Source organism: Flavobacteriales bacterium, assembly GCA_025210805.1.
Taxonomy (GTDB): Bacteria; Bacteroidota; Bacteroidia; order Flavobacteriales; family CAJXXR01; genus JAOAQX01.
Genome location: JAOAQX010000028.1, coordinates 49,848 through 63,641, shown reverse-complemented (window position 1 = coordinate 63,641; position 13,794 = coordinate 49,848). Strand labels below are relative to the sequence as shown.

The following is a 13,794-nucleotide window of genomic DNA, read 5'->3' as shown; positions in this document are numbered from 1 at the left end:
ATGTTTTAGATTGCTGATCCGCCAGTTGAAGTTCGACCTTGGATTCGTCCAGTTTTCATCATTCCGTCATAATGACGTGCCAATAAATAACTTTCTATTTGCTGTAAAGTGTCCAAAATTACACCAACTATAATCAATAGAGAAGTTCCTCCGAAAAATTGTGCAAATTGTGGGTTCACATCTGCTTTCATTACGAAGGCTGGAAGAATAGCAATAAGTGCTAGGAATAATGATCCTGGAAATACAATTCTTGTAAGGATTTTATCCAAATAGTCTGCTGTATCTTTTCCTGGTTTTACTCCTGGTACAAATCCTCCTGTTCTTTTTAAGTCTTCTGCCATTCTGTTTGTATTTACTGTCATTGCAGTATAGAAGAAAGTAAATACAATAATTAATACGGCGAATACGAAGTTATACCAAAATCCTTGTGGATTAGACATTGCTGTTACAAATGCATTTGGTTCTCCGTCTGTAAAGGCTTGCACCGTTACTGATGGTAAGAATACGATTGCTTGAGCAAAGATTATAGGCATTACTCCTGCTGCAGTTACTTTTAGAGGAAGGTATTGACGCACACCTCCAATTGGGTTTACACCACCTACTACTCTTTTTGCAACTTGTACAGGGATTTTTCTTACTCCTTGGATAATCAAAATTGTGAATGCGATAACAATCAACAAAATCACAATTTCGATAAAGTACACAAGAATTCCTCCATTGTGTCCTGTAGTTCTTTCTACGTATTCCATTACCATAGCTACTGGCATTGCAGCGATAATACCTACCATAATAAGAATTGAAATTCCATTTCCAATTCCTTTATCAGTAATACGCTCACCGAGCCACATAGCGAACATTGTTCCTGTAATCAGGATTAATGTACGAAGTGCTGGTACGAATACATTCATGAAACTTGAGTCGAATTCTATAAAAGCTTCTTTAGGTAAAATCTGCAAAAATGCTGGAGCTTGGACCAAACAAATAGCGATGGTCAAATATCTCGTGATTTGATTCAACTTATTTCTTCCACTTTCTCCGTCACGTTGTAGTTTTTGCATATATGGCACGGCCATACCTAGCAGTTGTACAACGATGGAAGCAGAGATATAAGGCATAATACCTAAAGCCAAAATAGATGCTTTGGCAAAAGCACCTCCCGTAAACATATTCAAAATACCTGGTAAACCAGATGACGCCTTATCTGAAAAAGCTTGTAGTCCTTCAGGGTCTATTCCTGGTAGTACTACGGCAGAACCAAAACGATAAATAAGCAGGAATCCTAATGTAATTAGGATTCTGCTCTTTAGCTCTTCGATTTTCCAAATGTTCTTTAAAGTCTCGACTAACTTATTCATTGAAATTTTTCTTACAAAGTTGTTACAGTTCCACCATTTTTTTCGATGGCTTCCTGCGCTGTTTTAGAAAATTTGTGTGCAGTGATGTTCACTTTTGTTGTGAATTCACCGTTTCCTAGGATTTTAACAAGGTCATTGTGCTTAATCAATCCGGCATGAATCAAATTCTCAACCGTGATGGTTTCGTTCAACTTTCCATTCTCTACATAAGATTGGATCGTTTCCAAGTTAAGTGGTTTGTATTCCACTCTGTTTGGATTTGTAAAACCAAATTTTGGTACTCTTCTTTGAAGTGGCATTTGCCCTCCTTCAAATCCGATTTTCTTTGAGTATCCTGATCGAGACTTAGCACCTTTGTGTCCTCTGGTAGAGGTAGCACCTTTACCAGACCCTTGTCCACGTCCTACTCTTTTCCCTGATTTGACAGCACCTTTGGCTGGTCTTAGGTTGGATAATTCCATGGTAAATAGGGTTTATTAGTTTAATTCTTCTACGACAACTAAATGTTTTACAACATTTAGCATTCCTTTTACATTATCTGTAAGCTCATGCTCAACAGATTTATTGATTCCACGCAGACCAAGAGCCACCAAAGTAGCTTTTTGGTTGGCTTTTCTCTTGATAGAGCTACGTACTTGAGTAACTTTTACTTTTGCCATGATTCAATAAATTAACCGTTAAACACTTTTGACAAGCTTACTTGACGATCTTCAGCAACTGTTTTTGCATCTCTAAGGTGCATAAGTGCTCTCATTGTTGCTTTTACAACGTTATGAGGGTTAGAAGATCCTTTTGATTTAGCAAGGATGTCGTGGATTCCTACAGATTCGAAGATCGCACGCATCGCACCCCCAGCAATCACTCCTGTACCGTGTGATGCTGGACGGATATACACGTATCCTCCACCGTATTTCCCGTACTGTTCATGAGGAACAGTACCGTTTGTAAGTTTTACTCTTACTAAGCTTTTCTTAGCTTCTTCCACTCCTTTTGAGATAGCCGATACTACGTCATTGGCTTTACCAAGACCGATTCCCACAACTCCATTTTGGTCTCCTACAACCATGATGGCAGAGAAACTGAAAGTACGTCCTCCTTTTGTTACCTTAGTAACACGTTGGATGCTTACAAGCTTTTCTTTAAGTTCTAGCCCTGTAGGCTTCACTTTTTCTATATGTCTTATTCCTTTTAGCATAACTTTTCTTAGAATTTAAGACCACCTTCACGTGCTCCATCTGCAAGAGATTTTACACGTCCGTGATATAAATATCCACCTCTATCAAAACATACTGTTTCGATACCTGCTTTCACAGCTTTTTCAGCTACAGCTTTTCCTACAAGGGCGGCTATTTCAGATTTTGAACCTGAAGCAGCAGCGATGTCCTTTTGACGAGAAGAAGCTGAACAAAGAGTCACTCCATTTACATCATCAATTAGCTGAGCGTAGATCTCTTTGTTAGATCTGAATACAGCTAAACGTGGTTTTTGAGCAGTTCCGTTAATCGTTTTTCTGATACGGAACTTGATTCTTTGTCTTCTATTTGTTTTATCGATTGCCATAATTTATGCAACTTTTAAATTAGGCAGTTTTACCTGCTTTCTTTCTAACTTCTTCCCCAACGAAACGAACTCCTTTTCCTTTGTAAGGTTCAGGTTTACGGAATGATCTGATTTTTGCAGCAACCATTCCCAAAAGTTGTTTATCGTGCGAAGATAAGATAATAATCGGATTTTTACCTTTCTCAGACTTAGTTTCTATTTTAACTTCGTCAGCAAGTTTCATTATGATATTATGTGAGAAACCGAGGCTTAAATCTAGTGTTTGTCCTTGGTTTGAGGCTCTAAATCCAACCCCTACCAATTCTAATTCTAGTTTATACCCGTTTGTCACACCTTCTACCATATTGTTTACCAAGGCTCTGAATAATCCGTGTTGTGCTTTCGCATCTTTTGATTCGTTTACACGAGTCAAAGTGATTACCCCATCTTCTAGCTTGATATCAACTAGGTCAGAAAGTTCTTGTTTTAGTTCTCCCAATTTTCCCTTTACAGTAACCACTTTACCTTCTATAGTAACGGTTGCTCCATTAGGTACGTTTATGGGTGCTTTTCCTATTCTAGACATGATTAATTTGCTTTAAATGGATTAATACACGAAACACAATACTTCTCCACCAACGTTCATCGTTCTAGCTTCTTTATCGGTCATAACACCTTTTGAAGTTGATACGATGGCTATTCCTAGTCCATTAAGGACTCTTGGAAGTTCACCAGCAGAGGCATATTTTCTAAGTCCTGGCTTACTCACTCTTTTCATTTTAGTGATTGCCGATAACTTAGTCTCAGGATGATACTTTAGAGCGATTTTGATTGCTCCTTGGTGGTTACCTTCGATTACTTTATAGTTCAAGATATATCCTTTCTCCAATAGGATTCTAGATAGTTCTTTTTTCATTTTTGATGCAGGAATCTCAACTACTTTGTGTCCTGCCTGTACAGCATTTCTAATTCTCGTTAGAAAGTCTGCAATTGGATCTGTTACCATCTTTTTTAAAAATTAACGGTTACCAACTCGCTTTTTTAACACCTGGAATTAATCCAAAGTTTGCCATTTTTCTAAATGTTACACGAGAAATTCCGAATTGTCTCATGTATCCTTTAGGTCTTCCTGTAATTTTACATCTGTTGTGTAAACGTACAGGAGATGCATTTTTAGGCAGTCTTTGTAATCCCTCATAATCACCTGCAGCCAAAAGCTCTGCTCTTTTCTTAGCATACTTGTCTACAAGTTTTTGACGCTTTCTTTCACGCGCCTTCATTGATTCTTTAGCCATGATTATTTCTTTTTAAAAGGTAAACCTAACTCTTTTAGAAGGGCAAATGCTTCTTTATCTGTTTCGGCAGATGTTACGAAAGTAATATCCATTCCAGTGATTTTGTTCACTTTATCTACAGAAATTTCTGGGAAGATAATTTGTTCTTTAATTCCTAAAGTGTAATTACCTCTTCCATCGAAACCATTTGCTTTGATTCCATCAAAGTCACGTACGGCTGGCAAAGATACAGAAATTAAACGATCTAAAAATTCATACATTTTTTCACGTCTAAGAGTAACTCTGGCACCGATAGGCATTCCTTTTCTTAGTTTAAAATTCGAGATGTCTCTTTTTGACAAAGTAGGTACTGCTTTTTGCCCTGCAATAACAGTCATTTCGTTTACTGCAACTTCGATCAATTTCTTGTCGGCTACTGCAGCTCCGATACCTTGGCTAATACAGATTTTCTCTAGTTTTGGAACTTGCATTACGCTTTTGTAATCAAATTCTTTCATAAGGTTATCCTTAACCTCATTACTATACTTTTCTTTGAGTCTTGGTGTGTAAGCCATTAGTTTAGTACCTCCCCTGATTTTTTAGAATAACGAACTAACTTTCCATTTTCTCCTTCTTTACGACCTATTCTTGATGCTTGACCTGTTGAGTCAACTACCATCAATTTTGATAGATAAATTGGAGCTTCTGTTTCCTCAATTTTCCCTTGAGGGTTTGTAGCACTAGGTTTGATGTGCTTCTTTACCATGTTGATTCCTTCAACAATGGCTTTTCCTTTTGCAGGGTTTACAGAAGTTACTTTCCCGATCTTACCTTTGTCTTCTCCGGATAGTACTTTTACTGTGTCACCTGATTTTACATGTAATTTAGCCATTTGTAAACTATTTTCTGATTATAGTACTTCTGGTGCCAATGATACAATCTTCATGAATTCTCTGTCTCTTAACTCACGAGCTACAGGACCGAATACACGAGTACCTCTCATTTCTCCAGCGGCATTTAACAATACACAAGCATTTTCTCCAAAGCGGATATACGATCCATCTGGACGTCTGATCTCTTTGGTTGTACGAACTACAACAGCTCTTGATACTTGCCCTTTCTTTACACTTCCTGAAGGTAAAGCTTCTTTTACAGTAACGACTACTTGGTCACCAATAGAAGCATAGCGTTTCTTTGTACCACCTAGTACACGGATTACTAATACTTCTTTTGCTCCTGTGTTGTCTGCTACTTTGATTCTTGATTCTTGTTGTAACATTTTACTTAGCTCTTTCTAGGATTTCAACCAATCTCCAACGTTTGTTTTTACTTAGAGGTCTTGTTTCCATGATACGTACGGTATCTCCGATATTACAATCGTTTTTTTCGTCATGAGCAGTAAATTTCTTGCTCATGTTTACGAATTTTCCGTAAATCGGGTGTTTTACTCTACGCTCTATTTTAACAGAGATCGATTTGTCCATTTTATTACTAACAACAACCCCTACTCTTTCTTTTCTTAAATTTCTTTCCATAATGGGTAGAATGTTTACTTTGTTGTGATAGCTGTAAGAATACGTGCGATATCGCGACGCAAATTACGGATTTCTACAGGGTTCTCAAGCGGTGATATAGCGTGAGTTGTTTTCATTGATTGCAACTTTGCTTTACTTTCCGCTAACTTTTCTGTCAACTCCTCAGTTGATAGATTTTTCAGTTCTGAAAATTTCATGTTTCTTTCTTTTAAGGATTAACAGTGATTCCTAGAATTCGAAATCTCTTCGAACAACAAATTTTGTTGTAACTGGCAATTTTTGTGCTGCCAATCTCAAGGCTTCTTTTGCTACCTCATAAGGTACTCCATCAAGTTCGAATAGGACTCTTCCTGGCTTAACAACGGCTGCCCAATATTCTGGTGCCCCTTTACCTTTACCCATACGTACTTCCAATGGTTTTTTGGTAATCGGTTTGTCTGGGAAGATTCTGATCCACAACTGACCTTCACGCTTCATATAACGTGTAGCGGCGATACGTGCAGCTTCAATTTGACGTGAAGTCAACCAGTGAGACTGTAAAGATTTTATCGCAAAAGAACCGTACGCAATTTGGCTACCTCTGTCGGCATTTCCTTTCATGCGTCCTTTTTGCACTCTACGGAACTTTGTTCTTTTAGGTTGTAACATAATTAATAATTTCTTTGAGAAATCTCAGATTTCTTATTTTTTTCTTCTTGATCCGCCACGTTTTCCACCTCTCTTGTTCTTAAGAACGGTTTCTACTGGTGTAAGATCTTTTTTACCATACACTTCTCCTTTACAGATCCATACTTTTATTCCTATGATTCCGTAAGTAGTTAGTGCTTCAGATACAGCATAATCGATATCGGCACGGAAAGTATGCAATGGTGTTCTACCTTCACTATACATTTCCGAACGAGCCATTTCTGCTCCATTCAAACGTCCTGAAATTTGAACTTTGATTCCTTCTGCTCCCATTCTCATTGCCGAAGATATTGCCATATTAATAGCTCTACGGTATGAAACTCTGGCTTCTAGCTGGCGTGCAATACTTGCTCCTACTAGACGTGCATCAGTTTCTGGTCGTTTGATTTCAAAGATGTTCACTTGAACTTCTTTGTTGGTCATTTTTTTAAGCTCTAGCTTCAAGCGATCTACTTCAGCTCCTTTTTTACCGATGATAATTCCTGGTCTTGCAGTACAAATAGTAACGGTAACAAGTTTCAGTGTTCTCTCAATGATAATTTTTGATACACTGGCTTTTGCTAGTCGTTTATAAATATACTTTCTGATCTTGTCATCTTCGGCAATACGGTCTCCGTAGTCGTTTCCACCATACCATGCAGAATCCCATCCTTTGATGAAACCTAATCTGTTACCTATTGGATTCGTTTTTTGTCCCATATCTTTTTAAGCTTCTGCTGTTCCTACTTCTAATGTTACGTGATTCGAGCGCTTTCTAATTCTATGAGCTCGCCCTTGTGGTGCTGTTTGAAGTCTTTTTAGAACTCTTGCACTATCTACGTTAATAGATTTTACAACAAGAGTTACGTCTTCAACACGCTGACCATCATTTTTCTTCTGCCAGTTATCTAGGGCAGAAAGCAACAATGTTTCCAATCTTCCTGAGGCTTCTTTTTTGCTATATTTCAAAAGAGCTAAAGCTTTGTTCACTTCAATTCCTCTGATCATATCAGCTACAAGTCTCATTTTTCTTGGTGATGTAGGACAATTGTTCAATTTTGCGAAAGCTACAGAGCTCTTAGCAGCTTTAAGTGCTTTTGCTCTTTCGCTTTTCTTTGTACGTCTGTTTTCTTTTACTATAGACATCTTGTTCTTAATTGGAAATTAACAATTATCTTCTCTTATCTTTTTTCCCTCCGTGACCTCTGTAGGTTCTTGTTGGAGAGAATTCACCCAATTTGTGACCTACCATGTTTTCAGTTACGTACACAGGTACGAACTGACGTCCGTTATGAACGGCAATGGTTTGTCCTACAAAATCTGGAGAAATCATAGAAGCTCTAGACCATGTCTTGATGACATCTTTTTTTCCGGCTTCTACATTTGCCAATACTTTTTTCTCTAGCTTAAAGTGAATGTATGGCCCTTTTTTTAGTGATCTTGCCATGGCTTATTTCTTTCTACGTTCAACGATATAACGATTCGAAGCTTTCTTCTTCGCACGTGTCTTGTATCCTTTTGCAGGAAGACCTTTACGCGATCTTGGGTGACCTCCAGACTGACGTCCTTCTCCACCCCCCATTGGGTGATCTACTGGGTTCATTGCAACCCCTCTTGTTCTTGGTCTTCTTCCTTGCCAACGTGAGCGTCCTGCTTTACCAGATACGATCAATGCGTGCTCAGAGTTTGATACAGCTCCGATTGTTGCCATACATGTCAACAACACCATTCTTGTTTCTCCTGAAGGTAATTTTACGATTGCAAATTTTCCTTCTTTTGCAACAAGCTGAGCAAATGTTCCAGCAGAACGAGCCATTACAGCTCCTGCTCCTGGGTGAAGCTCAATGTTGTGAATGATAGATCCTAAAGGAATTTCTGATAAGATCAGTGCATTTCCTACTTCTGGAGCTACGCCTTTTCCAGATTCAATTTTCTCCCCAACTTTTAATCCATTAGGGGCGATGATATAGCGTTTTTCACCATCGCTGTACTCTACTAAAGCAATTCTTGCTGATCGGTTTGGATCATATTCTATGGTCTTCACCTCAGCTGACATTCCATGCTTATCTCTCTTGAAGTCAATGATTCTGTAACGTTTCTTATGACCACCACCAATGTAGCGCATAGTCATTTTACCTTGATTGTTACGTCCACCTGATCTTTTCTTAGGTGCTAAAAGGCTTTTTTCTGGCTTTGATGCTGTAATGTCATCAAAGGCAGAAATCACCTTAAATCTTTGACCTGGAGTAGTAGGTTTTAACTTTCTTACTGCCATTTTACGTCTTAAATATTGTAGAAGTCGATTACATCTCCTTCTGCAAGTTTCACAATTGCTTTCTTTGTTGAACCGATTTTCCCAGTAACCATACCTGCACGTGTATAACGTGATTTTCGTTTAACGGGAGTAATCATCGTTCTAACTGATTCTACTGTTACACTGTATTTTTGTTCTACAGCCGATTTTATTTGAATCTTGTTAGCTCTTTTATCAACTACAAAACCGAAGCAATTCTGTTCGCTTGCTTGGTCCATTTTTTCTGTAATAATTGGTCTAATAATGATATCCATAACCAAATTTTAGCTTAAAAGATTTTCAATCGACTCCAAAGCACCTTCTGTCAAAACAATCTTTCCACCATTCAATACAGCGTAAGCGTTTATGTCTGAAGCTACTAATACTTTTGCCTTTGGCAAATTTCGGGACGACAAATATACGTTTTTATTTTCATTTCCTAACACTAGCAAAGACTTAGCATCTGTAAGTCCCAAATTTGCTAGGATTCCGCGGAATTCTTTAGTGCTTGGATTTGCCAATTCGAAGTTTTCTACAACGATTACTTCGCTTGAAGCTACTTTTGAACTCAAGGCTGATTTACGAGCCAAAGTTTTCACTTTTTTGTTCAATTTGAATCCGTAGTTTCTTGGTCTTGGTCCAAAAGCACGTCCTCCACCAACCATAACAGGAGACTTACGAGAACCTGCACGGGCAGTACCTGTTCCTTTTTGTTTCTTGATCTTTCTTGTAGATCCTTGAATCTCTCCTCTTTCTTTGGCTTTGTGTGTTCCTTGTCTCTGGTTTGCCAAATATTGCTTTACGTCTAAATATAGTACGTGCTCGTTTGGCTCAATTCCAAAGATACTATCGTTCAAAGATACTTTACGTCCGGTATCTTTTCCGCTGATGTCTAATACTGCTATCTCCATTACTTCTCGATAGTTACGTAAGAGTTTTTAGCTCCAGGAACAGAACCCTTAACGATTAATAAATTATGCTCAGTGTCGATTTTAAGAACTTGTAGGTTCAATACTTTCACTTTTGCTCCACCCATCTGTCCTGCCATACGCATTCCTTTGAATACTCTTGCTGGATAAGAAGCGGCTCCAATAGAACCTGGTGCTCTTAGTCTGTTGTGCTGACCGTGAGTTGCATCTCCTACTCCACGGAAGTTGTGTCTTTTTACAACCCCTGCGAATCCTTTTCCTTTAGATGTTCCTGATACATCTACGAATTCACCTTCGCTAAAAATTGATACATCTACTGCATCTCCCATGTTTAATTCTGCTTCAAAGTCTCCGAATTCTCTCACAATATATTTTGGAGAAACTCCTGCCTTTTTGAAGTGTCCTTTCAAAGGAGCTGTTTCACGATGCTCTTTTTTGTCATCGAAGGCTAATTGAATTGCCTCGTAACCATCTGTTTCGAGGGTTCTAACTTGTGTTACGTAGCAAGGACCTGCTTGAATAACGGTACATGGGATATTTTTCCCATTCTCGTCAAATAAACTTGTCATTCCTACTTTTTTTCCAATAATTCCTGACATTTTCTGGAAATTAATTTAATTGGTTTTCTAATCGATTGATAAGATTAAAAACTGACACCAAGGGTTGCACCCTCGGTATCAGTCTAGGAAGTTCTATCAAACTTTAATTTCTACTTCCACTCCACTTGGCAACTCCAAACGCATCAAGGCGTCTACAGTTTTTGATGACGAACTATAGATATCTAAAAGTCTCTTGTAGTTCGAAAGCTCAAACTGCTCTCTTGATTTTTTGTTTACGTGTGGGGAACGTAGAACCGTGTATATTCTTTTGTGTGTTGGTAATGGGATTGGTCCATTTACTACAGCACCTGTCGCCTTTACCGTCTTAACGATCTTTTCAGCAGACTTGTCCACCAAGTTGTAATCGTATGATTTTAATTTGATTCTAATTTTTTGACTCATCTGTTAAAAATTAAGCGTTCTTTACTTTTGCTACTACTTCGTCTTGAACTCCTCTTGGAGTTTGGTCATAGTGAGAAAACTCCATTGTAGAAGTTGCACGACCTGAAGTGATGGTTCTCAACGTTGTTACATAACCGAACATTTCTGATAATGGTACGGTAGCGTTTACAATTTTGGCTCCATTTCTGTCGTCCATTCCTGATACTTGACCTCTTCTTTTGTTCAAGTCTCCGATAACGTCTCCCATGCTCTCTTCTGGTGTTACTACTTCCAATTTCATGATTGGCTCTAGTAATACTGGTTTACATTTTGGGATGGCAGATTTAAATGCCAAACGTCCTGCAAGCTCAAATGATAACTGATCCGAGTCAACTGCGTGAAAAGATCCATCAAATAATGTCACTTTCAAGCTGTCGATTGGGTATCCAGCAAGAACCCCGTTAGACATAGCATCTTTGAATCCTTTTTCAACTGAAGGGATAAATTCTCTTGGAATTGATCCTCCTTTGATATTGTTGATGAATTCTAAACCTACTTTTTCTTTGTCGTCTTGTGGTTCTATTTTCACTTGGATATCGGCGAATTTACCACGACCTCCAGTTTGTTTCTTATAAACTTCTCTGTGCTCTGTCCCTTGGTTGATCGCTTCTTTGTACGATACTTGTGGGGCACCTTCGTTTACTTCAACTTTAAATTCACGCTTCAAACGGTCAATCAAGACTTCTAGGTGAAGCTCTCCCATTCCTGAGATTACTGTTTGTCCGGAGTCTTCGTCTGTTTTTACGGTAAATGTAGGATCCTCTTCTGAAAGTTTAGAAAGCCCTACACCCATTTTATCCATATCTGCTTTCGTTTTTGGTTCGATAGCGATACCGATTACTGGATCTGGGAATTCCATAGATTCCAAAACGATTGGTGCATCTTGTGCACAAAGTGTATCTCCTGTACGGATATCTTTAAATCCTACTGCTGCTCCAATATCTCCTGCTTCGATAAAATCGATAGAGTTTTGTTTGTTTGAGTGCATTTGGAAGATACGTGAAATACGTTCTTTTTTGTCCGTACGTGGGTTATATACATAAGAACCTGCGTCTAGCTTTCCTGAGTACATTCTGAAGAAACAAAGTCTTCCTACGAATGGGTCAGTAGCAATTTTAAATGCAAGTGCAGACATTGGTTCGTCGTTCTTAGGCTCACGCTTAAGTACTTTATCAGAATCCATTTCAGTACCTTCTACGGCTCCAATATCTAGTGGTGATGGCATATATTCCATTACCGCATCTAGCATGGTTTGAACTCCTTTGTTTTTAAAGGCAGATCCACACATAACTGGTTGAACACTCATGTTCAATGTAGCTACACGGATTGCTTTTTCCATTTCTTCTACTGTGATAGAATCTGGATCTTCGAAGAATTTCTCCATCAATGCATCATCTGATTCTGCAACAGCTTCGATAAGGTTATTTCTCCACTCTTCTACGTCTTCAGCTAAGTCATCTGGAATTGGAACTTCTGTATAAGTCATTCCTTTGTCTTCCTCGTTCCATACGATTCCTTTCATGGTAATCAAGTCAACCACACCTTTGAAATCATCTTCTGCACCGATAGGTACTTGAAGTGGTACTGGGTTTCCACCGAGTCTTTCTTTGATTTGTGCAACTGTTGAGAAGAAATCAGCTCCAATACGGTCCATTTTGTTTACAAAACAAATTCTTGGTACTCCATAACGGTCTGCTTGTCTCCATACAGTTTCTGATTGTGGCTCTACTCCCGATGAAGCACAGAAAAGTGCTACGGCACCATCTAATACTCTCAAAGAACGCTCTACCTCTACGGTAAAGTCAACGTGACCTGGAGTATCGATAATGTTCATACGGTATTCGTCTCCACGATATTTCCAGAAGGTAGTAGTGGCAGCAGAAGTAATGGTAATCCCTCTTTCTTGCTCTTGCTCCATCCAGTCCATCGTAGCAGCTCCATCGTGTACCTCTCCAATTTTGTGAGTGATACCTGTGTAGTAAAGAATACGCTCTGTGGTAGTTGTTTTACCAGCATCTACGTGGGCCATAATTCCTACGTTACGCGTATATTTTAAGTCTCTCTTTGCCATGGTATATATTAGAATCTAAAGTTTGAGAATGCTTTATTGGCTTCAGCCATACGATGCACGTCTGTTTTCTTTTTGATAGTCGCTCCTTCTTCACGGTATGCAGCTAAGATCTCATTTGCTAGACGTAGGCTCATTGTTTTTTCGTTACGCTTTCTTGCGAAACCAATTAACCACTTCATCGCCATAGAGGTCTTCCTGTCAGGACGAATCATCATTGGAACCTGGAATGTTGCTCCTCCAACTCTTTTAGAACGCACCTCTACGTGAGGTGTAGCGTTCTCAAGCGCTTTTTGGAATACTTCCACTGGGTTCTCTTCGTCACCGCTCTTCTGATCTACAATTTCCATTGCGTCATAGAAAATTTTAAAAGCAGTACTCTTTTTACCATCAAGCATAATCATGTTTACAAATCGTGTGATTGTAGTATTATTAAACTTTGGATCTGGTAATAAGACTCTTTTTTTGGCTCTTCCTTTTCTCATTTTTGTTTCTTAATTGAAAAGTTAAATTTTTTACTTCTTAGGTCTTTTCGCTCCGTATTTAGAACGTCTTTGGGTTCTACCTTCTACACCGGCAGTATCAAGTGCTCCACGCACAATGTGATAACGTACCCCTGGTAAATCTTTTACCCTTCCTCCACGTACTAGTACGATAGAGTGCTCTTGAAGATTGTGTCCCTCTCCTGGGATGTAGGCATTCACCTCGTTTCCGTTTGTTAAACGTACACGGGCTACCTTTCTCATAGCCGAGTTTGGCTTTTTAGGTGTCGTAGTATATACTCTCGTACATACTCCACGTCGTTGAGGACATGAGTTCAAAGCCGCTGATTTCGACTTCTTTGTGAACGTTGTGCGTCCTTTACGAACCAACTGTTGAATAGTAGGCATTCGTTTTTTGTTTTGTTAAGAATTAAACATACCGCTCCCTAAAACTAATTAGGGTCTGCAAATGTAGGAATAAAAACCCACAATACAAACCCCTGAAATAAATAATTTTAGATAATTTTTTGTTTTAAAAAACTAATCTCTTTTATGGTACTTTTTAAAGTTCTTGGTCGTTGTTTTTGTCAAACAATCTGTAACAAAAAAAAAC

25 protein-coding genes are annotated in these 13,794 nt (G+C 38.6%); all 25 read right to left on the bottom strand.

Translation table 11 applies throughout. The features are described 5' to 3' along the window. Window positions 1-5: 5 nt before the first annotated feature. The 25 genes from secY to rpsL all read right to left on the bottom strand — a co-directional run bounded on the left by secY (window position 6) and on the right by rpsL (window position 13,589). Window positions 6-1,355, bottom strand: a complete 1,350-nt coding sequence (gene secY / locus N4A45_11135; GenBank protein ID MCT4665777.1) for a preprotein translocase subunit SecY — start codon at window positions 1,353-1,355, stop codon at window positions 6-8. Between the two features lie 11 nt (window positions 1,356-1,366). Next, window positions 1,367-1,816 (bottom strand): 50S ribosomal protein L15, encoded by a 450-nt coding sequence (gene rplO, locus N4A45_11130; GenBank protein ID MCT4665776.1) that lies wholly within the window; start codon window positions 1,814-1,816, stop codon window positions 1,367-1,369. A gap of 15 nt (window positions 1,817-1,831) precedes the next feature. Continuing rightward, a complete protein-coding gene (gene rpmD / locus N4A45_11125; GenBank protein ID MCT4665775.1) occupies window positions 1,832-2,014 on the bottom strand; it encodes a 50S ribosomal protein L30 in 183 nt (60 codons plus the stop codon). An 11-nt stretch (window positions 2,015-2,025) separates the two neighbouring features. Then, window positions 2,026-2,550: a 30S ribosomal protein S5 gene (rpsE, locus tag N4A45_11120; protein MCT4665774.1), complete on the bottom strand. Its 525-nt coding sequence runs from the start codon at window positions 2,548-2,550 to the stop codon at window positions 2,026-2,028. Between the two features lie 8 nt (window positions 2,551-2,558). Further along, window positions 2,559-2,915 (bottom strand): 50S ribosomal protein L18, encoded by a 357-nt coding sequence (gene rplR, locus N4A45_11115; protein ID MCT4665773.1) that lies wholly within the window; start codon window positions 2,913-2,915, stop codon window positions 2,559-2,561. Between the two features lie 19 nt (window positions 2,916-2,934). Then, window positions 2,935-3,480 carry a 50S ribosomal protein L6 gene (gene rplF / locus N4A45_11110; GenBank protein MCT4665772.1) on the bottom strand — a complete coding sequence of 182 codons (546 nt, stop codon included), beginning with the start codon at window positions 3,478-3,480 and terminating at the stop codon, window positions 2,935-2,937. Window positions 3,481-3,501: 21 nt separating this feature from the next. Then, entirely contained in the window at window positions 3,502-3,900 is a 399-nt protein-coding gene (gene rpsH / locus N4A45_11105; protein MCT4665771.1) for a 30S ribosomal protein S8, read from the bottom strand. A 19-nt stretch (window positions 3,901-3,919) separates the two neighbouring features. Next, the gene (gene rpsN / locus N4A45_11100) at window positions 3,920-4,189 is read right to left on the bottom strand and encodes a 30S ribosomal protein S14 (GenBank protein MCT4665770.1); all 270 of its coding nucleotides are present in this window, start codon (window positions 4,187-4,189) and stop codon (window positions 3,920-3,922) included. Window positions 4,190-4,191: 2 nt separating this feature from the next. After that, a complete protein-coding gene (gene rplE, locus N4A45_11095; GenBank protein MCT4665769.1) occupies window positions 4,192-4,743 on the bottom strand; it encodes a 50S ribosomal protein L5 in 552 nt (183 codons plus the stop codon). After that, window positions 4,743-5,060 (bottom strand): 50S ribosomal protein L24, encoded by a 318-nt coding sequence (rplX, locus tag N4A45_11090; protein MCT4665768.1) that lies wholly within the window; start codon window positions 5,058-5,060, stop codon window positions 4,743-4,745. Before rplX ends, rplE begins: the two co-directional genes overlap by 1 nt. An 18-nt stretch (window positions 5,061-5,078) precedes the next feature. Then, window positions 5,079-5,447, bottom strand: a complete 369-nt coding sequence (gene rplN, locus N4A45_11085) for a 50S ribosomal protein L14 (GenBank protein MCT4665767.1) — start codon at window positions 5,445-5,447, stop codon at window positions 5,079-5,081. Window position 5,448: 1 nt separating this feature from the next. Continuing rightward, window positions 5,449-5,703 carry a 30S ribosomal protein S17 gene (rpsQ, locus tag N4A45_11080; protein MCT4665766.1) on the bottom strand — a complete coding sequence of 85 codons (255 nt, stop codon included), beginning with the start codon at window positions 5,701-5,703 and terminating at the stop codon, window positions 5,449-5,451. 14 nt (window positions 5,704-5,717) lie between these two features. Further along, complete coding sequence (gene rpmC / locus N4A45_11075; GenBank protein MCT4665765.1) at window positions 5,718-5,900, bottom strand: 50S ribosomal protein L29; 183 nt, start codon at window positions 5,898-5,900, stop codon at window positions 5,718-5,720. Window positions 5,901-5,931: 31 nt separating this feature from the next. Next, window positions 5,932-6,351: a 50S ribosomal protein L16 gene (gene rplP, locus N4A45_11070; protein MCT4665764.1), complete on the bottom strand. Its 420-nt coding sequence runs from the start codon at window positions 6,349-6,351 to the stop codon at window positions 5,932-5,934. Between the two features lie 33 nt (window positions 6,352-6,384). Further along, the gene (gene rpsC / locus N4A45_11065; GenBank protein ID MCT4665763.1) at window positions 6,385-7,089 is read right to left on the bottom strand and encodes a 30S ribosomal protein S3; all 705 of its coding nucleotides are present in this window, start codon (window positions 7,087-7,089) and stop codon (window positions 6,385-6,387) included. A 6-nt stretch (window positions 7,090-7,095) separates the two neighbouring features. Beyond that, entirely contained in the window at window positions 7,096-7,515 is a 420-nt protein-coding gene (rplV, locus tag N4A45_11060; protein MCT4665762.1) for a 50S ribosomal protein L22, read from the bottom strand. Between the two features lie 25 nt (window positions 7,516-7,540). Continuing rightward, window positions 7,541-7,816: a 30S ribosomal protein S19 gene (gene rpsS, locus N4A45_11055; protein MCT4665761.1), complete on the bottom strand. Its 276-nt coding sequence runs from the start codon at window positions 7,814-7,816 to the stop codon at window positions 7,541-7,543. 3 nt (window positions 7,817-7,819) lie between these two features. After that, complete coding sequence (rplB, locus tag N4A45_11050; protein ID MCT4665760.1) at window positions 7,820-8,644, bottom strand: 50S ribosomal protein L2; 825 nt, start codon at window positions 8,642-8,644, stop codon at window positions 7,820-7,822. An 8-nt stretch (window positions 8,645-8,652) separates the two neighbouring features. Continuing rightward, on the bottom strand, window positions 8,653-8,937 hold the full coding sequence (rplW, locus tag N4A45_11045) for a 50S ribosomal protein L23 (GenBank protein MCT4665759.1): 285 nt from the start codon (window positions 8,935-8,937) through the stop codon (window positions 8,653-8,655). A gap of 9 nt (window positions 8,938-8,946) precedes the next feature. Then, window positions 8,947-9,573, bottom strand: a complete 627-nt coding sequence (rplD, locus tag N4A45_11040; protein MCT4665758.1) for a 50S ribosomal protein L4 — start codon at window positions 9,571-9,573, stop codon at window positions 8,947-8,949. Continuing rightward, the gene (rplC, locus tag N4A45_11035; GenBank protein MCT4665757.1) at window positions 9,573-10,190 is read right to left on the bottom strand and encodes a 50S ribosomal protein L3; all 618 of its coding nucleotides are present in this window, start codon (window positions 10,188-10,190) and stop codon (window positions 9,573-9,575) included. Before rplC ends, rplD begins: the two co-directional genes overlap by 1 nt. A gap of 96 nt (window positions 10,191-10,286) precedes the next feature. Beyond that, complete coding sequence (rpsJ, locus tag N4A45_11030; protein ID MCT4665756.1) at window positions 10,287-10,592, bottom strand: 30S ribosomal protein S10; 306 nt, start codon at window positions 10,590-10,592, stop codon at window positions 10,287-10,289. A gap of 10 nt (window positions 10,593-10,602) precedes the next feature. Next, window positions 10,603-12,702, bottom strand: coding sequence for an elongation factor G (gene fusA, locus N4A45_11025; GenBank protein ID MCT4665755.1), 2,100 nt, complete (start codon window positions 12,700-12,702; stop codon window positions 10,603-10,605). An 8-nt stretch (window positions 12,703-12,710) separates the two neighbouring features. Continuing rightward, entirely contained in the window at window positions 12,711-13,184 is a 474-nt protein-coding gene (gene rpsG, locus N4A45_11020) for a 30S ribosomal protein S7 (GenBank protein ID MCT4665754.1), read from the bottom strand. Window positions 13,185-13,214: 30 nt separating this feature from the next. Beyond that, window positions 13,215-13,589, bottom strand: coding sequence for a 30S ribosomal protein S12 (gene rpsL, locus N4A45_11015; GenBank protein ID MCT4665753.1), 375 nt, complete (start codon window positions 13,587-13,589; stop codon window positions 13,215-13,217). Window positions 13,590-13,794: the final 205 nt, after the last annotated feature.